Genomic DNA, 18,270 nt, shown 5'->3' on the forward strand with positions numbered 1-18,270 from the left:
TATTTTCTGCGGTTGCGCAAAGGAGGTCCGTATTGAAGCCACGCGGACTTCGCCGCCGGTTTATGAGTACACGGCCTAGCACTACTTTGGGTGCGCCGGGAGACCGGCAAGGAGTAGATGGTGAAAGTCCATTGCGATGAAGGTGTAGCGAACCACATCGGCCCCGAGCCGTGCGCAGGCCTCCGCGAGGGGGTCGGCGAAGCGTCGGTAGGGGAGCATGCAGGCCAGCCATTGAGCCGCGAAACAGTGTTATCCCGGGCGTCGACGCTGTCCAAAGAGCGGAAGGCAACATGGGCGAGTGCGCAAACGCGAGCACCCGTCCAGCCCGGCGTGGTCGTAGACCCTGGCATGCATGGAAGCTCCTTGTACGGGAACCGGGATATCTCCGGGTCGGCCACCTTCCTCCTCCGAGGATATGGTCCGCAGCGGGAAGGCGAGGAGCCGTAGCCGCTGATGCACGACACGGAGAAGTCTGACTCTGGCATAGTAGCTGAGAAGCCGACGAACAAAGCCGGATTACCGGCGGAGGAGTGGGTGGAGCCAAGGCTGGGGACCAAGGGAAACGCGGAACAGCGGCGCATACACCGGACACAGGGCCGGGCTCGCATGACCCAGTCGCTGGACCGCGTACGGGCAGCCGCAAGGCTGAGGAAGAAGGACCGGTTCACCGCGCTCCTTCACCACATCAATGTCGATACACTGCGGGCGGCGTTCTTTGCGCTCAGGCGTAGGGCCGCTCCCGGAGTGGATGGCATGACGTGGCAGGACTACGAGGAAGATCTCGAGCCCCAGCTCGCCGATCTGCACAAACGGGTCCAACGAGGAACATACCGCCCGCAACCGTCTCGCCGGACGTACATACCAAAGGCAGACGGCAAGCAGCGGCCGTTAGCGATCGCGGCTCTCGAGGACAAAATCGTCCAGGGCGCCACCGTCATCGTGCTCAACGCCATCTACGAAGGAGACTTCTGTGGCTTTTCCTACGGGTTTCGGCCCGGCAGAGGGCCACATGATGCGTTGGACGCGCTCTGCACAGCGATCGAGACGCGGCAGGTGAACTGGATCGTTGACGCCGACATCCAAAATTTCTTTGGCGCAGTCAGTCAATCTTGGCTGGCGCGCTTCTTGGAACATAGGATCGGCGACAAGCGCATCATCCGCCTCATCCAGAAATGGCTGAAGGCAGGTATTCTCGAAGACGGCGTCGTAACCGTTGATGACAGGGGAACGGGTCAAGGTTCGGTGATTTCACCGCTCCTCGGCAACATCTACCTACACTACGCTCTCGACCTGTGGGCCAAGCGCTGGCGACAACGCGAGGCCTCCGGCGGCATGATCATCGTGCGTTACGCGGACGATGTAGTGGTCGGCTTTGAGCGCGAGGACGACGCACGTCGTTTCCTCGATGCGATGCGCGCGAGACTGGAGGAGTTCGAGCTGACGCTCCATCCGGCCAAGACCCGCCTGATTGAGTTTGGTCGCCATGCGGCGGCTCAACGTAAGCAGCGCGGACTCGGAAAGCCGGAAACCTTTGCGTTCATGGGGTTCACATTCATCTGCGGCAAATCACGCCAAGGGCGCTTCCAGCTTCAACGGAAGACCCGTAGCGACCGCATGCGAACCAAACTCCGCGAGATCAAGGAGGAGCTGAGGCGCCGAATGCACTGGCCGATCCCTGCACAGGGGAGATGGCTCAGGCAGGTCGTGACCGGCCACTTTGCGTACTTTGCTGTCCCGACGAATGGCCGAGCGCTCAATGCGTTTCGGTTCTATCTGACCGACCTCTGGAGGCGTACGCTTCGGCGGCGCAGTCAGCGGAACTGTCTGACCTGGGATCGCATAACGCAGATCACCGACGACTGGCTCCCCAAGGTTCGCATCCTTCATCCATGGCCGAAGCTGCGCTTCGCCGTCAAACACCCGAGGTAGGAGCCCGGTGCCTTAATTGGGCTCGCCGGGATCTGCGCGGGGGGCGCCCAGTGATGGGGGTCCCTACCGCGAACAGATTGTGTTTTCGCCGCTGTTTTTCACGGATTTGCTTTCGGCAATATGGGCACTGCTGAGACGGCGGCCGAAGGATGAGATCGACGATGGCGTGACGTACGGCTGGCATGGTTGGCTGAGGCGGAGGCCCGTTGATTCTTTTTTTTCCGCCCCGCGTATGCGAGGCGACGATGTTGCAGGAAGGCGTAGGCAATCATTGTCATCAAGGCGTGGCGATGAAGACCTTGCCATGATCGCCCTTCGAAGTGATCAAGTCCAAGTTCCTCCTTCAACTGCTGATGCGCCTGCTCACAAATCCACCGTGCCTTGATGGTGGCGGCCAGCGTGCGCAGATCCGTCGCCGCCGGAAGATTGGCCAGATAGTATTTCTTCTCCCCGGACGCACGTTGCTCGCCAATGAGCCAGGCTTCGTCGCCTGGGAGATGCTGCTGACCTTTATCCCATATCCGCTGCGGAGGGCCGTCGGCGGTCCGGACACGGAGAGCAGCAAATTGGGCTTTCAGCCGACCTTTCGTCCCGCTACGCCAACTCACGGTTTTCCATTTGGCGCTGGCGAGCATTTGTTCTGCGGCAATCGATAAGATATCGGGCACGTGGTGCTTTCGTGGTTTTCCGCGGACCTTGGTAATCGGCCAAATGAGCTTCACATCGACCGGATACACTTTCTGGTGCCGAGGGATGCCGACAGCCCAGGTCAGCCCGCGCTCTGTTAGCCCTTGTCGAAACGGTGCGCTGAGGCCGTATCCTGCATCCGCCAGCACACATCCAAAGCGCACGTTGGCTGCCATCGCGCGGTCAATCTCGGCTAGAGCAATCTCGGGCTTGGACCGTGCCGTTCGATGTTCGACTGGCACGCGAGCGCGCTTCAAACGAGATATGTCGCTTGTCCAACTGTCAGGCAGAAAGAGACGTAACGCGACCATCACGGGCACTTCGCCGCGAGCAAGCGTCAAAGACACCAGCGTTTGGCAATTTGCCGTTTTACCGAGAGCCGACGCGTATTGAGCCGCAACACCGACCGAGCGCTCACCCTTCTTGGGAAGTGAGGTGTCATCAATAACCAGCACCGCATCCCTGCCGCCGACAAGTCGGTCCGCCTGGTTGAGCAGCTCTGTCTCCAGCGGCGTCGCGTCCCAGACACCGTCCGCAATGAAATGGTGCAACTGGTCGTAGTTGCTCGCGGCAAGGCGTTCCGCCATCGGCTGAACGCTCTTGCGATCGCCCGGACCGATCAATCCCGCAACATACAGAGGACACATCCGCTGCCGGGTCTTATGACCCAGCCGGTCCAAGAACGGCATCAGCCAGCGTTCGAGTTCGTCTTCCCATCCGGGCATGGTCAGCCCTCCAAGAGCCGACCACCCATGAATCATTGAAAAATTGATTCGGGAATCCTATAAAACGCGGCAAAATCAACAATCTGTTCGCGGTAGGGACCCCCATCACTGGGCGCCCCCCGCGCAGATCCCGGCGAGCCCAATTAAGGCACCGGGCTCCTACCTCGGGTGTTTGACGGCGAAGCGCAGCTTCGGCCATGGATGAAGGATGCGAACCTTGGGGAGCCAGTCGTCGGTGATCTGCGTTATGCGATCCCAGGTCAGACAGTTCCGCTGACTGCGCCGCCGAAGCGTACGCCTCCAGAGGTCGGTCAGATAGAACCGAAACGCATTGAGCGCTCGGCCATTCGTCGGGACAGCAAAGTACGCAAAGTGGCCGGTCACGACCTGCCTGAGCCATCTCCCCTGTGCAGGGATCGGCCAGTGCATTCGGCGCCTCAGCTCCTCCTTGATCTCGCGGAGTTTGGTTCGCATGCGGTCGCTACGGGTCTTCCGTTGAAGCTGGAAGCGCCCTTGGCGTGATTTGCCGCAGATGATTGTGAACCCCATGAACGCAAAGGTTTCCGGCTTTCCGAGTCCGCGCTGCTTACGTTGAGCCGCCGCATGGCGACCAAACTCAATCAGGCGGGTCTTGGCCGGATGGAGCGTCAGCTCGAACTCCTCCAGTCTCGCGCGCATCGCATCGAGGAAACGACGTGCGTCGTCCTCGCGCTCAAAGCCGACCACTACATCGTCCGCGTAACGCACGATGATCATGCCGCCGGAGGCCTCGCGTTGTCGCCAGCGCTTGGCCCACAGGTCGAGAGCGTAGTGTAGGTAGATGTTGCCGAGGAGCGGTGAAATCACCGAACCTTGACCCGTTCCCCTGTCATCAACGGTTACGACGCCGTCTTCGAGAATACCTGCCTTCAGCCATTTCTGGATGAGGCGGATGATGCGCTTGTCGCCGATCCTATGTTCCAAGAAGCGCGCCAGCCAAGATTGACTGACTGCGCCAAAGAAATTTTGGATGTCGGCGTCAACGATCCAGTTCACCTGCCGCGTCTCGATCGCTGTGCAGAGCGCGTCCAACGCATCATGTGGCCCTCTGCCGGGCCGAAACCCGTAGGAAAAGCCACAGAAGTCTCCTTCGTAGATGGCGTTGAGCACGATGACGGTGGCGCCCTGGACGATTTTGTCCTCGAGAGCCGCGATCGCTAACGGCCGCTGCTTGCCGTCTGCCTTTGGTATGTACGTCCGGCGAGACGGTTGCGGGCGGTATGTTCCTCGTTGGACCCGTTTGTGCAGATCGGCGAGCTGGGGCTCGAGATCTTCCTCGTAGTCCTGCCACGTCATGCCATCCACTCCGGGAGCGGCCCTACGCCTGAGCGCAAAGAACGCCGCCCGCAGTGTATCGACATTGATGTGGTGAAGGAGCGCGGTGAACCGGTCCTTCTTCCTCAGCCTTGCGGCTGCCCGTACGCGGTCCAGCGACTGGGTCATGCGAGCCCGGCCCTGTGTCCGGTGTATGCGCCGCTGTTCCGCGTTTCCCTTGGTCCCCAGCCTTGGCTCCACCCACTCCTCCGCCGGTAATCCGGCTTTGTTCGTCGGCTTCTCAGCTACTATGCCAGAGTCAGACTTCTCCGTGTCGTGCATCAGCGGCTACGGCTCCTCGCCTTCCCGCTGCGGACCATATCCTCGGAGGAGGAAGGTGGCCGACCCGGAGATATCCCGGTTCCCGTACAAGGAGCTTCCATGCATGCCAGGGTCTACGACCACGCCGGGCTGGACGGGTGCTCGCGTTTGCGCACTCGCCCATGTTGCCTTCCGCTCTTTGGACAGCGTCGACGCCCGGGATAACACTGTTTCGCGGCTCAATGGCTGGCCTGCATGCTCCCCTACCGACGCTTCGCCGACCCCCTCGCGGAGGCCTGCGCACGGCTCGGGGCCGATGTGGTTCGCTACACCTTCATCGCAATGGACTTTCACCATCTACTCCTTGCCGGTCTCCCGGCGCACCCAAAGTAGTGCTAGTAGGAGGGGCGCGTCCGATCACGAAGTGCCCAGCCACCCCGGTGACGTGCATCTCCCAGATACCCCACTCACCGATGGAAAGGCTGGATTCCGGAGGGCTGGATGCAACTCTGATACTGTCTCTGTTGTCATCGGGTCACGCCATAAGCGGCGCTGGTCGCGGTTTCGCTCATGGAGATACCATGCCGGCCACTCGCCAAGTTGGTATGCCCAGGATTCGGCACGAGCGTAACACCTACTCGCGATGGCCAAGCATTCTGAAGCGGGTGGAACTGCTATTGAGATACGGAAGTTGGGGCCTGGCTGATCTTCGGGTGGTATGAGATATGCGTAGTTCTTTGTCTGCTTGACCAGCGTCCATCCCCGCCTGGGAAGAACCACGCTTAGCGTGAGGGAAGCTCCGAACCGATAGGCGTTCGGTCCAAATTTCTTTGGCGCCTTTCCACTCGCACTGAACTCGATCACTTCGATCGGCCAGCCTACAGGGGTGTGAGAGCGTGCCCTGGCGCGCGCGAGGGGCAGCGCCCCTGAGATCTCAACTATGAGGATGGCGGGCAGCTTGAGAGAGAAGAATCACAAGGCAACAGTGAGAAAGATCAAGAAGGCAGCCGCCGGGCCAGGTTGTCCATTGATTGCTAACTCCTTGTCTACCTGACATGGCCAGCAGGACTCGTTATTTCAACATTTGCTTCTCGGCTGCGGCGAGTACCACCGAAGCTTCAGTGGTCAGCACCCGGAAGGTAAAAGCCTCCTGGAAATAGAGATCGACCGTTGTGTCGGTGTGGTTGAGGTAGCCGATCGAGAGGTCCTGGCCGATATCCAGTTCGAAATCACCTCCTCGCGTCGTCAGGACAAAGGCGCCGCTGATGGCAGGCGCCCAGACAACGCCGCCGTCGACGATCCGTTCGAGGTGGTGAAAAACGGGGTATCCTTCGTCACTTCCGCCGCTGGCGCCCGTGTACGCCTCTGCCCCAAGGACGAGGGCATATGGCCCATTGCAGCCGGCAAGTCTGAGTTCACTGACCGCTTGCGCGACGGCACTGGGATAGGCTTTCGCATTTGTCGGAAGAATGCATCCTGCATTGCTGCTGGCCTGGCGAATGCCCTCGATCCCTGCAGCCGCATATCCATCGAAAATCGCGCGGTCTTCGGCAAATGCGATTCTGCGGGCAGCATCCTTGACCGGCGTCCAGTCGGCGTCCAGGGCGCCACGCTCAACGTCATCGATCTGCCGACGCGAGAGCTGGAATGGAACGCGCAGTTCGACGAGCGCCCTCGCCTCGCGCTGTTGCGCCATCATTCCCTCGCCTGGAGCCGGAAGTTGTTTGACATGGCCAGTGCCCACCGCCGAGAAGCCACTCCCCTTGGCTTCGGGGACGTCGACCACGCGCCGCCCGGCAAGGTGCCGCTTCAGGGTACGGGAAGCCTCCTCCTCGATTTGAGCCCAGGCCGCGTCGGATATGGGAGCGAGTTGGCGGTGAAGATTATTCATGGTTCGCCTTCTTGTTTTAAAGACCCAATTCCAAGCGACCCGTCGTTGACGGGCGGATATGTGCGAGCTGTATCTGACGAGCCTGCTCCACGCTGCTCAGCGCAAACCGGCGCTTCCCCGCTGGCTGCCGCGGCGTCATTGTCTTCAGGCGAAACGTCGTCAAGAAATGTCGCTGACGGTACGAAGAACAGCGCCCCCATAACGGCGCGGCTGACATCCAGCAGCCGGTCGTAGTTGCCGGGCGGCCGACCGACAAACATGTTCTCTAGCATCTGCTCGATCCGGTGGGGCGAGCGCGCATAGCCTATGAAGTACGTGCCAAATTCACCCTTGCCGATCTCACCGAAAGGCATGTTGTCGCGCACGATCTCAAGCTGCTCGCCGTCTTCGACGACCGTCGTCAGAACATTATGTGCATAGGGCGCCTTGGCCGCATCGTCCTGCTCGATGTCCGACAGTTTGTGACGACCGATGATATTTTCCTGCTCCGAGGTTGATATCGCATTCCAGCGCTGCAGATCGTGCAGATACTTCTGGGTGATGACGTAGCTTCCGCCGGCGAATGCAGGGTCCTCCTGTCCGATGGTCGTCGCGTCAACCGCGTCCTGATCGGACGGGTTCTCGGTTCCATCGACAAATCCAAGCAAATCGCGATCGTCAAAATATTTGAACCCATGAACCTCGTCGATCGCCGTCACAGCCTTGCCCAGCCGGGACATGATCTGTGAGGCGAGCTCGAAGCATAGATCCATGCGGACAGACCGGATATGAAAAAGGATGTCGCCCGGCGTGGAGACTGCGTGATGCACCCCATGGATTTCCCTGAAAGGATGAAGATACTTGGGCCGCGGATCACCGAACAGTCGGTCCCAGGCATCGGAGCCGAGAGCCATCACACATGATAGCCGCGCTTCCGGATCGCGAAATCCGACGGCTCGCAGGAGTGCCGACAGAAGGGCACATAGACCGCGCACCGCATTCTCGCTGTCCTTTCCGGGATTGATCCGGACGACGAGAAATATCGCGGCACGCGTCAGTCTTGCGACGACGGGTTGTGGGACGACAGCTGACACAATCACTCCTTGGCGGCCTGCTCGGCGCACTTGATGCTCCGGGCTGGCCCGTCCGGCTGAACACGGCCCGCGCGTTCGGCGCGGCCAGCGGTCGTTGGCATCGACGAGCTTCTCGAACGAGGCGTCGTGCGGAAATCACCGGCAGGGCGATCGGGATAACGAACACACAAGGCCGCTGGCATCCCTTGAGATGTTCACTCCGACCAATCAGGCCGAGGGCCGGTCAATCCATGTCCCGAAAGGCATGGCCATCGGCCTTGACACCTTCGATCACGCTCGGCGGCAAAAGATCCTGAGCGGAGGTCCCGTCAAAAACCCAGTCGCCCTTGTCCGCGAGGTCCGGGAGCTGCGCGCCCTTGCGGACGTAGATCCCGATCGCCGGCTTCTTCACATTGATGTAGAGATCGTATTCTTCCATCGCGTCGATGCTTTCCCTCTTGCTCTATCGAGCCATTCATCGGCTACGGAGCAACCGCCATGCCAATTTGGGTGCATCGAGATATCAAGAGCTTACGCCGACCTGACCGACCGGATCTGACAAACTGTCCGATCGAGCATGGACAAATTGTCCACGCTGCGGGCGCAACGGGCTCGCGCAGCGTCGAGCCCGTTGTCGCCTCTGTGAAATCGAAACGTCTTGCCCCAGACAACAGCGGCCGCAGCGGTCCCGCTGCACTATCCCGGCTATCCAAGATCGACAGGACGTCCTGACGGCTCTTCTTCCAGTGTCACCGCAATGTCTGCGTTGGCGGACAAGCGCACCTTGTTACCCTCGACGCCGGCGACGAATCCCAGCTCGATATAGTGCTGATGTCCTTTGTGGTGCCCGAAACTGTCGCTCTTCCTGAGCCTGATACGATCACCTTCGACCTGATCGACCGTGCCGACATGCACTCCGTCAGCGCCGATTACTTCCATACCGCCGTTGATCTTGTTCATGGCCATACCTTTCTCCCTGAAATCCATTGCAGCGGTCACGCGAGCCATAATCCATATCGACTGCGTAACCGCGGACCACGCGCAACCAAATCACTTGACCGGGCGGCCCGACTTTTCTTCCTCAAAGAGTTCGACGATATCGGCGTCAGAGCAGAGCCGCACCTTGTGATCCGTGACGCTGTCGACGAAATCCATGCCGATATAGTGGTGATGTCGTCTGTGCCGGCCGCCGCCAGTTTCGCTTTTCTTCAGCCTGATACGGTCGCCCTCGGTGCTATCGACGACACCGATCTGCACACCGTCAAACCCGACGACCTCCATGCCTTCCTTGATCCGATGCTTCTTCAAGAATTGCACCTGCTCGTTCCATGTCTTTCTCAAGCCTGACGCTCAGATCGCTTCGTCCTCATCCGGAGGCTTCACTGTCTTCCCGTTGAATGTCAGACCGTCTTTCCCCGACGAGATCTGCATGGTCGAGCCGTCGCGGACGTCGCCCGCGAGCAGCATTTCGGCCAGCGGATCCTGTACATATCGCTGGATGACCCGCTTTAATGGCCTGGCGCCATAGGCGGGGTCCCAGCCCTTCTCGGCGAGCCAGGCTTGGGCCTTGGCGTCGAGCGACAGTGTAATTTTGCGATCGTCGAGGAGCTTGCGGAGACGCGCGAACTGAATGTCGACGATTCGGCCCATGTCGTTCTTCTGCAGCCGCTGAAACAAGATGATCGCATCGATGCGGTTGAGAAATTCCGGCCGGAAATGCGCGCGGACCATCTCCATCACCTTGTCGCGAACGGCACTCGTCTTTTCGCCTTCCACCTGATTGACGAGGTATTCCGCTCCGAGGTTTGAGGTCATGATGATGAGCGTGTTGCGGAAATCCACTGTCCGCCCTTGGCCGTCGGTCAGGCGTCCGTCGTCCAGCACCTGCAGCAGCACGTTGAACACATCCGGATGCGCCTTCTCGATCTCGTCGAACAAGACGACCTGATAGGGTCGTCGCCGCACGGCTTCCGTGAGCACGCCGCCCTCGTCATAACCGACATAGCCCGGAGGCGCACCGATGAGCCGTGCGACCGAGTGCTTCTCCATGAACTCCGACATGTCGATGCGAAGGATGGCGTGCTCATCGTCGAACAGGAATTCCGCAAGGGCCTTGGCCAGTTCCGTCTTGCCGACGCCGGTCGGGCCAAGGAACATGAATGAGCCCATCGGCCGGTTCGGGTCCTGCAATCCCGCGCGGGCCCGTCGCACGGCCGTTGACACGGCACGAACCGCTTGTGTCTGTCCGACAACGCGTTTGGCGATCATCTCCTCCATCTGGAGGAGTTTCTCCCGCTCGCCCTCGAGCATCTTGTCGACGGGAACGCCGGTCCAGCGCGAAACTACCTGGGCGATATTGTCGGCCGTGACCGTCTCGCTGATCGAACTGCTCTCGCTGGCCTCGACGGCAGCCAGTTTTTTCTCCAGTTCGGGAATCGTGCTGTAAGACAGCTCGCCTGCCCGCTGGTATTCACCTTTTCGCTGCGCGTTCGCCAGTTCCGTACGAAGCTGCTCGAGTTGCGCTTTCATCTTCTGGGCGTCCGAGAGCTTGCTCTTTTCGGCCTGCCATTTCGTCGTCATGTCGGCGGAGCGCTTCTCGAGATCGACCAGATCCCCGTCGAGCGTCTTCAGACGGCTCTTCGACCCGGCATCGCTTTCCTTCTTGAGTGCCTCCTGCTCGATCCTGAGACGCACGATTTCGCGGTCGAGCGAATCCAGTTCCTCCGGCTTGGAGTCGACCTGCATCTTGAGCCGTGCGGCAGCTTCGTCGACGAGATCGATGGCCTTGTCGGGAAGGAAGCGGTCGGTGATGTAGCGGTTGGATAACGTTGCGGCGGCGACCAGCGCGGCGTCCGAAATCCGTACGCCATGATGCTGCTCGTACTTGTCCTTGAGGCCGCGCAGGATCGAGATCGTGTCCTCCACCGTGGGCTGCGACACGAAGACCGGCTGGAAACGGCGGGCAAGCGCGGCGTCCTTCTCGACATGCTTGCGGTACTCGTCGAGCGTGGTCGCACCCACACAGTGCAACTCGCCGCGAGCCAGCGCGGGTTTGAGGAGATTGGAAGCATCCATCGCACCGTCTGTCTTGCCAGCACCGATGAGCGTGTGCATCTCGTCGATAAAGAGGATGATACCACCATCCGCGGATGTCACCTCGGAGAGCACGGCCTTCAATCGTTCCTCGAACTCGCCGCGATACTTGGCACCGGCAATCAGCGCGCCCATGTCGAGCGCGAGCAGCTTTTTGTCTTGCAGGCTCTCGGGAACATCGCCGTTCACGATCCGCAAGGCGAGCCCCTCGACGATGGCGGTCTTTCCGACACCCGGTTCACCGATCAGGACCGGATTGTTCTTGGTGCGGCGCGACAGCACCTGGATTGTGCGACGTATCTCCTCGTCGCGACCGATCACCGGGTCGAGTTTGCCGTCACGCGCGGCCTGCGTCAGATCGCGGGCGTACTTCTTCAGTGCGTCATATGCATTCTCGGCTGACGCGCTGTCTGCGGTGCGGCCCTTCCGGAGCAAATCGATCGCGGTGCCAAGAGCCTGGGCATTGACGCCGCCTTGCGCCAGGATCTTCGCCGCGTCGCTGCTCTTGTCCGTGGACAAGGCCTGCAGCAGGCGTTCGACGGTGACGAAACTGTCGCCCGCCTTTTCCGCTAGCTCCTCCGCAGCGGTGAACAGGCGCGCGGTGTCGGGCGCCATATAAACTTGTCCCGCACCCGAACCGGACACCTTCGGCAGTTTTGCCAAAGCCGCTTCCGTCGCGTGCAGGATCGCCCGCGAGTTTCCACCCGCCCGATCAATCAGACCGGCGGCCAAGCCTTCGTTGTCGTCGAGCAACACCTTGAGCACATGGAGAGGCGTGAACTGTTGGTTACCCTCCCGTGTTGCCAGAGACTGCGCCGACTGGATAAAGCCCCTCGCGCGGTCGGTATATTTTTCGGAATTCATGGAGCCCCTTTCAAACGCGCGGTCTGTCGTCAATGGTCAGGAACGGAATTACGATCCGGCCGGCGTCGGCGCAGCGTGTTGCGCGCCTGGAAGCTTCTGCCTGATCCCTTCGGCTTTGCCCTCGGTGGGATGGACGATGAGGTCGAACATGGCTATTGCCCATGGTTGATGATCAATTCCGGCTCTGGACGACTGCAGTATGAAGCGCCCCGGTCTCAGCGCGGCGTGGCGCGGGTGGCCGCGGATCGCGCGACCTTTTCGTCAAGGCGTTTTCGCAGTTTGGCGAGCTCAACGACCATCCGCTCGTGAGTCCCCTTGCCAATTTCCTCGATTTCATCGGAGGCGCGGACGGAAAATGCGATCCGGCGGCCGTCGACCGCTGTGACTTCGGCCATGGCGGTAACCGTCTGTCCAACCACAGTCGCAGCAAGATGCTGCACGTTGACCATGGTGCCGACCACGCTCTCGCCCGGCTCGAGATAATCACGAACGGCATTGAGGGCAGCATTCTCCATCGCCATGATCATGACCGGTGTCGCCAACACCGGCGGCAGGATGCTGTCCTTGAACCGGTTGGCCAGATGTTCGGGCTTCACGACGAGCGTGAAGCGTCCGGTTGTGCCAGTCGATATGCGCTTCATCGGTCACGCTGCCCTCTTGAAGAGATCCTCGACATACTCCCAGTTCACGAGGTGCTCGAGAAACGCCCGAATGTAGTCGGCCCTTCGATTGCGGTAATCGATATAGTAGGAGTGTTCCCAAACGTCACAGCCCAGTATGGGCTTTGCACCATAAACGAGCGGATTCTCGCCGTTGGGCGTTCTCATAACAATTATCTTGCCGTTCTGCACTGCAAGCCAACACCAGCCAGAGCCAAACTGCCCGACGCCGGCGGCGATGAACTCCTCTTTCATCTTCTCGATCGAACCGAAGTCCGCCTTGATTTGCCGCTCCAGGATTCCCGGCAGCGCGCTTCCGGCATGCGGCTTCATCCATTTCCAGAAGTAGGTATGGTTCAGGTCCTGGCTCGCATTGTTGAATACAGGAACGTTGCTTCCAAAGGAGCCGATGACGACATCCTCCAGGCTCATTCCCTCCCATTCGGTGCCTTTGATAAGGGCATTGAGCGCATTGACATACGCGGCGTGGTGCTTGTCGTGGTGATATTCCAGCGTTTCCCCGGACATGTAGGGAGCGAGCGCGTCATGCGCGTAGGGCAGATCAGGAAGCGTGAAGGACATGGACATCTCCTCTGGAGAGAACATTCGCGACGGTGCACCGCCTGGTGCTTGCGACAAACGCGCGTCGCCGTGGATCTCGTGGTTCAGATGTCACCGGCTGTTTTCTCTTCGACCTCGGTTCTTCCGAGCAGAATGCAGTCATGCAACGGATGAAACGCCATGGGGTCCTCTCTCGGGGGTGAACGGCGGTGCCAAAATGCGATCCTTGCCGATATCGGGCCGGAGGCCGGCAGTACGTGACGGATAGTCGTTGCCGCTGCGGCCCCCAATCCTGATCCTGAGCAACTCATGTGCCACATCGGAAGCTCTACGATATCAATCAGTTGCGTCGTAGGAGGGAAGCGCTATCGGACAACTTGTCGAAAGCAAAACGGACAAAATGTCCTGCGTGTCGCTTTGGGGCACTACTCACCAAACTGAGGGTGAAAGATTGCCTGTCAAAACTACCGTCCGATATGGTCGAAATCGATGAGGGCGATCGGCGATAACCCTCGAGAACGTCTAGCCTTCCAAGAACCGGCACGCCCAGATCAGGCTGCGTCGATCATTCACCTACGTCAGCCATGGCCGGCTATTTCGCTAGATTGGGCTAAGGGACGCAAAGTTCCGGTATGAGCTCTTTAAGCGAGCTCTGGAAGCGTTTCGGAACAACACATCGAGACGACGGCGCGGCTAGTCGGCCTCATCGAGTGACGGCCGGGCTGCACGAAATCCGTGCGCGTCCGCAAAACGTAGCGCCTCGACGATCATCGTCTTCACGACCTTGGGCTCATCATCGTGATTGAGCTCGTACTCCAACAGCATTGAGGCAAACGCCTCCTCGTCAACCTTTTCCAGCGCATCAGCCAGTTCATTCAGCGTCATCACGCATCCCCTCGTTCGCGATCTCGCCCTGCCGCTGGTACAGCGGGGCGCCCAGCTCGCCTAGTTCCCCTGACCATACATGATCGCGAGGGCGGCAAGGGCAAGCAGGATGTACTCGCCATTGTAGTCGGCGTCATCGTCGGTAGAGAGATCGAATTGCTTCCACACGCCGTCCAGCTTTCCAGCGTCATGCTCAGCAACGACTTTGACGGCGACCTCGCGGATGGCATCGAATTGCGAAAAGTCGAAGTGCAGCCCCTGATCGTCCATGAACAGCCCGTGGTTTTGCAAAAAGGCCGCCATCGGCATCGTCGTCTCACTGATATAAAAGAGCAGGTCGTCCGCTTCCAACGGCCGATCCTGTGCCTGCGGCATGAGACCGACCTGATTGATGAGCAGATGCGCCTTGGCCTGCATATCTTTCGATAGCTGCTGGTTGGACACAACGGTCATTTCTGGAGCTCCTCGCTCTTCACACCAGGCTGGGAGGTGTCACCAACGGCCGGAAAACATCGGCCTGCCTGGCATCATTTGATGCGGCGTCCCTGGAAGTAGCCCTCGTTGGTGGTGTTCTCGCGGATGTTTGCTGTATCACCCTGTTCCGCGTAGTTGTCTTCGCGCTTCTTCGACGACGTATCTTTCTTGACTTCGGGGTCACCGCCGGTGCCCTTCGGGCTACGGTTGGCCGGCGGAACAGGGGGCATCTTCCCATGATGACGTGGCATCGCTGCGTCTCCTTGACCTCAGACTCATTGTTGCACGCGGTTGAAGCTCCTGCCGCCCTTGGCGATTCCAGCAACAGCCATGCCAAGCGAGGCTTCACGCGATATCAATCGCTTGATGACCGCGGCCAGGGGCCGATGGACAATTTGTCTTTGCAGCGGGACGAAATGTCACCGGCTCTTCGGTCGCCATCAGTCCTCCGCAGGCAGCCAGACCGTAAATGTCGTACCCTTGCCGGGTTCGCTCTCAACGGAAATCTTACCACCCTGGCGGGTTACAAGCATCTGGCTGATGGACAGCCCCAAGCCGGTTCCCTCCCGCCTCTTGGTGGTGAAGAATGGATCGAAGATCCGCTGAATTACGTCCGGCGTCATACCGCCGCCGGTGTCCGTCACATCGATCATGACGCCACGGCGCCTGCCCTCATCCCGATCAAAGGTTCGAATCGTCAAACGCCCGCCTCCGGACGTCGCGTGAATTGCGTTGACAAGGAGATTGACCAGCACCTGCTGCAATTCAGTGCGATTCATTGAGACCAGGCGTGAGGCGTGATATTCCGTTTCGATGCTGATCGTTGTCTTGTTCAGCAGATGTTGAACGAGTGGCAACGTGTCGGTGACGACGACGGCTGGATCATATTGATCGGTAAAGCCGGCATACTCCTGCGGCTTGGCGAATTGCAGAAGCCTCGTCACAATTTCACTGACGCGATGCATCTGCTCGTCGATGAGCCGAAACTCCGTTTTTGCTTCGTCGGCCTTGGCGTCCATCATATCCCTGATGATCTCCAGGTTGCCCTGCATCACCGCGATGGGATTGTTGATCTCATGGGCTACACCAGCGGTGATTTCGCCAATTGCAGCGAGCTTTTCGGACATGATCAACTGCCTGGTTGTTGCTTCGAGCTGCTGGTTCGCATGCAGGAGCTTGTTTGTGCGCTCCTCGACGCGCTGGTTGAGCTCCTGGTTCCATTGCCGCAGCTGGGCGTCGCGCTCGTGGATCTGATCGAGCAGTCGATCCAGATGAACCGCAACCTGCTCGATCTCGTCGCGCCCATCGACGGGTCCCGTTCGTGCGCCTAGTTCGCCGCTTTCCACTTTCGAAATCGTCGTCGTCATCCGCTCAAGAGGCCGGAAGATACTTGCCGCCCACGTCAAGAACAGTGGAACAGTCAGTGCAACCGCGACGGCAAATGCCAGCGCGATTTCCAGAACCGTACCGCGCTTCGCTGCGGTGAACGGTTGCCGAAGATAGCCGGCGTAGAGCATTCCGACGCGACGATCATAGCTGTCACGGATCGGCTCATAGGCAGAGATGTACCAGTCGTTGACGACGAATGCGCCATCGAGCCAGGTCTGGCCACGATCGAGAACCGCATCTCGAACTTCCGCAGAGACGCGCGTGCCAATTGCACGCTGCCCCTCGAACATCCTCACATTGGTACTGATACGCACATCATCGAGGAAGAGCGTCACGGTCCCGCGACTGCCTTCCGGCAAACCCGCCCCGAAGTAGATCAGATCATTGATCGTGTCGACAAAGGCGAGGTTCTGATTGAGCAGCATTCCACCGACCAACGCGGCCTTTCGTCCGTTCGGCAGCGAAACCGGCGTCGCCGATTGCAGTACCAGCCCCCGGCTCTCCTGCGTCCGCGTGGTCGGCGCGCTTCCGGGTGTCGCGACGATGTCGATCTGAGCGCGCTTCGCAAGATCGGCGGAGATCGCCGCGAGCTCCATGGATTGAAACACATCAATCGCGGTTCGTGCCCGTCCCTCAAGCGCCGAGCTGATGACGGGCCAATTCCATCGTGGCGCGGCCGCCATCTGATATTCACTCGCGATCACCGCGCCATCGTCAGCGATAATGTAGAGAAAATCGAAGCCGCGAGCCTGCGCGATGTCCTTGAGATAATCGCTCAGGGCTCCACGCTCATAGCCCGGGGTTTGCACAATCGACTGAAAGAGCGCGGAATTCACCGACGATACCAGATAGTCCTCCGTGTTCTCGAAAATTCGTCCGAGATATTGCCTGGCGATCGTCAGGTCGTCATGGACCTTGGACGTCAATACTGCGTCGAACCTCACGTTCCAGCGATAAATGCTGATCGCAAGAAGCAACGGAAGAATGACGAGCATCGGCAAGAGTGCCATCGCCAGCAGGCGATACCGCACGGAGGCCCTTGGAGAAAAACTCGTTATCAGAGTTGCCAACTTGCGCATTTGCGATCGATCGTTTTGCGCGAGATGCCGAGACGGCGTGCCGCTTCCTCACGGTCGCCTCTCGACTCGCGAAGCACAAAAAGGATGTGTCGCCGCTCCACATCGGCGAGTGTGACATCACTGGTCGATCTTTCGGCTCGTGACTTGAGATAGTCCTCCCGGAATTCACCGAGGATCACCGTCCGCTCAATCAGATTGCGCAGCTCCCGTATGTTGCCTGGCCAATCGTACTGCAAAAGGAAGGTACGCATTCCGACGTCGATTGGAACGCGCGGCATACCAAGCTGATCGGAAATCTCACGCATGAAGATATCGGCGAGCTCGAGCACATCCTGATCGCGCTCCCGAAGGGACGGAAGATCGATCTGCATGACGTTGATGCGAAAATAGAGATCCGCGCGAAAGGTGCCGGCTGCAACCCGCTTCTGCAGATCGGCGTTGGTCGCGAAGACATACCGGGCGTCGATCGGCACCTCTCGCTCCGAGCCGACGGGACGCACCCGACGATCCTCAAGCACACGCAACAGCTTGCTTTGCAGATGGTAGGGGAGCTCGCCAATCTCGTCCAGGAAAAGAGTGCCGCCTTGCGCGAACATAAAAAGACCCTCTCGGGTCTTCCCTGCGCCGGTGAATGCCCCCCTCACATGGCCGAAGAGTTCGCTTTCGATCATTTCTGAAGGGATTGCGCCGCAGTTGACCGGCACGAACAGCTTGTCCGCTCGGTTGGACAGCGAATGGAGCGATCGAGCGGCAACCTCCTTGCCTGTTCCGGACTCGCCAGTAAACAGAACCGGCGTCGGCAACGGCGCCACCCGGGCGATAGTCTCCCGTGCCTTTTGAATTGCTGCGGATGCTCCGAGGAGCTTGTTTCGCAGATACAGCTGCTGCGAGGACGACTTCAGCTCATGGCGCAGTACGAAATTCTCCCGCTGCAGTCTCGCCCGGTCAAGGCAACGCGCAACCGCATTCAGCAATTGATTGGATCGAAATGGCTTGATCACAAAATCGATGACGCCGATGCGCAGTGCGCCAATTGCTGTATCCAGATCAGCATAGGCTGTCATAAGGATGACATCGGTGAAGAACCCGATCGCTCGCTGCTCCGCAAGCCAGTCCAGGCCACTCTTTCCAGGCATGACATTGTCAAGGATGACGACGTCGAAATGCTGCCCATCGAGTTTCCGCGACGCATCCCTGGCGTCCGCGGACTCCTCGATCAGCCTGCAGCGAGGTCGCAGGAGCTTGACGAGGAAATTGCGTATGCCGGGTTCGTCGTCAACGACAAGAATCGAGGCTTGCGCAAGCCAAGGTCCAAATTCCGGGTCGACCACCGGTTCGGCAACGTCACGCGGGGTTTCCTCAGACATT

General features: G+C 59.6%; 16 protein-coding genes. 1 reads left to right on the forward strand and 15 read right to left on the reverse strand.

The window, feature by feature from the left end; all coding sequences use genetic code 11:
- Positions 1–453: 453 nt before the first annotated feature.
- The gene (ltrA, locus tag J2R80_RS01170) at positions 454–1,929 is read left to right on the forward strand and encodes a group II intron reverse transcriptase/maturase (RefSeq protein WP_253637902.1); all 1,476 of its coding nucleotides are present in this window, start codon (positions 454–456) and stop codon (positions 1,927–1,929) included.
- A 98-nt stretch (positions 1,930–2,027) separates the two neighbouring features.
- Here ltrA (J2R80_RS01170) and J2R80_RS01175 read toward each other — a convergent pair whose 3' ends face one another.
- The 15 genes from J2R80_RS01175 to J2R80_RS01245 form a co-directional block, all read right to left on the reverse strand.
- Complete coding sequence (locus J2R80_RS01175; RefSeq protein WP_076828966.1) at positions 2,028–3,377, reverse strand: IS701 family transposase; 1,350 nt, start codon at positions 3,375–3,377, stop codon at positions 2,028–2,030.
- A 123-nt stretch (positions 3,378–3,500) separates the two neighbouring features.
- Entirely contained in the window at positions 3,501–4,976 is a 1,476-nt protein-coding gene (ltrA, locus tag J2R80_RS01180; RefSeq protein ID WP_253637903.1) for a group II intron reverse transcriptase/maturase, read from the reverse strand.
- Between the two features lie 1,051 nt (positions 4,977–6,027).
- Positions 6,028–6,846, reverse strand: coding sequence for a family 1 encapsulin nanocompartment shell protein (locus J2R80_RS01185; RefSeq protein WP_076825110.1), 819 nt, complete (start codon positions 6,844–6,846; stop codon positions 6,028–6,030).
- Positions 6,843–7,919: a Dyp-type peroxidase gene (locus J2R80_RS01190; RefSeq protein ID WP_253637904.1), complete on the reverse strand. Its 1,077-nt coding sequence runs from the start codon at positions 7,917–7,919 to the stop codon at positions 6,843–6,845. The genes J2R80_RS01185 and J2R80_RS01190 overlap by 4 nt, the downstream gene beginning before the upstream one ends.
- A gap of 223 nt (positions 7,920–8,142) precedes the next feature.
- The gene (locus J2R80_RS01195) at positions 8,143–8,337 is read right to left on the reverse strand and encodes a hypothetical protein (protein ID WP_038387850.1); all 195 of its coding nucleotides are present in this window, start codon (positions 8,335–8,337) and stop codon (positions 8,143–8,145) included.
- Between the two features lie 266 nt (positions 8,338–8,603).
- Complete coding sequence (locus J2R80_RS01200) at positions 8,604–8,864, reverse strand: DUF2171 domain-containing protein (protein WP_233475597.1); 261 nt, start codon at positions 8,862–8,864, stop codon at positions 8,604–8,606.
- An 84-nt stretch (positions 8,865–8,948) separates the two neighbouring features.
- Positions 8,949–9,206, reverse strand: a complete 258-nt coding sequence (locus tag J2R80_RS01205; RefSeq protein ID WP_244558670.1) for a DUF2171 domain-containing protein — start codon at positions 9,204–9,206, stop codon at positions 8,949–8,951.
- A 42-nt stretch (positions 9,207–9,248) separates the two neighbouring features.
- Entirely contained in the window at positions 9,249–11,855 is a 2,607-nt protein-coding gene (gene clpB / locus J2R80_RS01210; RefSeq protein WP_076825114.1) for an ATP-dependent chaperone ClpB, read from the reverse strand.
- A gap of 215 nt (positions 11,856–12,070) precedes the next feature.
- Positions 12,071–12,496: a thioesterase family protein gene (locus J2R80_RS01215; RefSeq protein ID WP_057016348.1), complete on the reverse strand. Its 426-nt coding sequence runs from the start codon at positions 12,494–12,496 to the stop codon at positions 12,071–12,073.
- A 3-nt stretch (positions 12,497–12,499) separates the two neighbouring features.
- Positions 12,500–13,096 carry a superoxide dismutase gene (locus J2R80_RS01220; protein ID WP_076825237.1) on the reverse strand — a complete coding sequence of 199 codons (597 nt, stop codon included), beginning with the start codon at positions 13,094–13,096 and terminating at the stop codon, positions 12,500–12,502.
- Between the two features lie 672 nt (positions 13,097–13,768).
- Entirely contained in the window at positions 13,769–13,960 is a 192-nt protein-coding gene (locus J2R80_RS01225; protein WP_057016349.1) for a hypothetical protein, read from the reverse strand.
- Positions 13,961–14,020: 60 nt separating this feature from the next.
- Positions 14,021–14,413 carry a hypothetical protein gene (locus J2R80_RS01230; RefSeq protein ID WP_141340224.1) on the reverse strand — a complete coding sequence of 131 codons (393 nt, stop codon included), beginning with the start codon at positions 14,411–14,413 and terminating at the stop codon, positions 14,021–14,023.
- A 74-nt stretch (positions 14,414–14,487) separates the two neighbouring features.
- Entirely contained in the window at positions 14,488–14,685 is a 198-nt protein-coding gene (locus J2R80_RS01235) for a hypothetical protein (protein WP_057016351.1), read from the reverse strand.
- Between the two features lie 189 nt (positions 14,686–14,874).
- Entirely contained in the window at positions 14,875–16,902 is a 2,028-nt protein-coding gene (locus J2R80_RS01240) for a cache domain-containing protein (RefSeq protein ID WP_253637905.1), read from the reverse strand.
- The gene (locus tag J2R80_RS01245) at positions 16,881–18,269 is read right to left on the reverse strand and encodes a sigma-54 dependent transcriptional regulator (protein ID WP_076825120.1); all 1,389 of its coding nucleotides are present in this window, start codon (positions 18,267–18,269) and stop codon (positions 16,881–16,883) included. The genes J2R80_RS01240 and J2R80_RS01245 overlap by 22 nt, the downstream gene beginning before the upstream one ends.
- Position 18,270 lies beyond the last annotated feature (1 nt).

Source organism: Bradyrhizobium sp. USDA 4541 (assembly GCF_024171085.1).
GTDB classification, from domain to species: domain Bacteria; phylum Pseudomonadota; class Alphaproteobacteria; order Rhizobiales; family Xanthobacteraceae; genus Bradyrhizobium; species Bradyrhizobium australafricanum.

Excerpts from the sequence above, each read along its gene's own strand:
- J2R80_RS01195 (WP_038387850.1), bottom strand. The coding sequence starts at position 8,337 with ATGGAAGAATACGATCTCTACATCAATGTGAAGAAGCCGGCGATCGGG.
- J2R80_RS01230 (WP_141340224.1), bottom strand. The coding sequence starts at position 14,413 with ATGACCGTTGTGTCCAACCAGCAGCTATCGAAAGATATGCAGGCCAAG.
- J2R80_RS01225 (WP_057016349.1), bottom strand. The coding sequence starts at position 13,960 with ATGACGCTGAATGAACTGGCTGATGCGCTGGAAAAGGTTGACGAGGAG.
- J2R80_RS01200 (WP_233475597.1), bottom strand. The coding sequence starts at position 8,864 with ATGGCCATGAACAAGATCAACGGCGGTATGGAAGTAATCGGCGCTGAC.
- clpB (WP_076825114.1), bottom strand. The coding sequence starts at position 11,855 with ATGAATTCCGAAAAATATACCGACCGCGCGAGGGGCTTTATCCAGTCG.
- ltrA (WP_253637903.1), bottom strand. The coding sequence starts at position 4,976 with ATGCACGACACGGAGAAGTCTGACTCTGGCATAGTAGCTGAGAAGCCG.
- J2R80_RS01245 (WP_076825120.1), bottom strand. The coding sequence starts at position 18,269 with ATGTCTGAGGAAACCCCGCGTGACGTTGCCGAACCGGTGGTCGACCCG.
- J2R80_RS01185 (WP_076825110.1), bottom strand. The coding sequence starts at position 6,846 with ATGAATAATCTTCACCGCCAACTCGCTCCCATATCCGACGCGGCCTGG.
- J2R80_RS01175 (WP_076828966.1), bottom strand. The coding sequence starts at position 3,377 with ATGATTCATGGGTGGTCGGCTCTTGGAGGGCTGACCATGCCCGGATGG.
- J2R80_RS01240 (WP_253637905.1), bottom strand. The coding sequence starts at position 16,902 with ATGCGCAAGTTGGCAACTCTGATAACGAGTTTTTCTCCAAGGGCCTCC.
- J2R80_RS01235 (WP_057016351.1), bottom strand. The coding sequence starts at position 14,685 with ATGCCACGTCATCATGGGAAGATGCCCCCTGTTCCGCCGGCCAACCGT.
- J2R80_RS01215 (WP_057016348.1), bottom strand. The coding sequence starts at position 12,496 with ATGAAGCGCATATCGACTGGCACAACCGGACGCTTCACGCTCGTCGTG.
- J2R80_RS01220 (WP_076825237.1), bottom strand. The coding sequence starts at position 13,096 with ATGTCCTTCACGCTTCCTGATCTGCCCTACGCGCATGACGCGCTCGCT.
- ltrA (WP_253637902.1), top strand. The coding sequence starts at position 454 with ATGCACGACACGGAGAAGTCTGACTCTGGCATAGTAGCTGAGAAGCCG.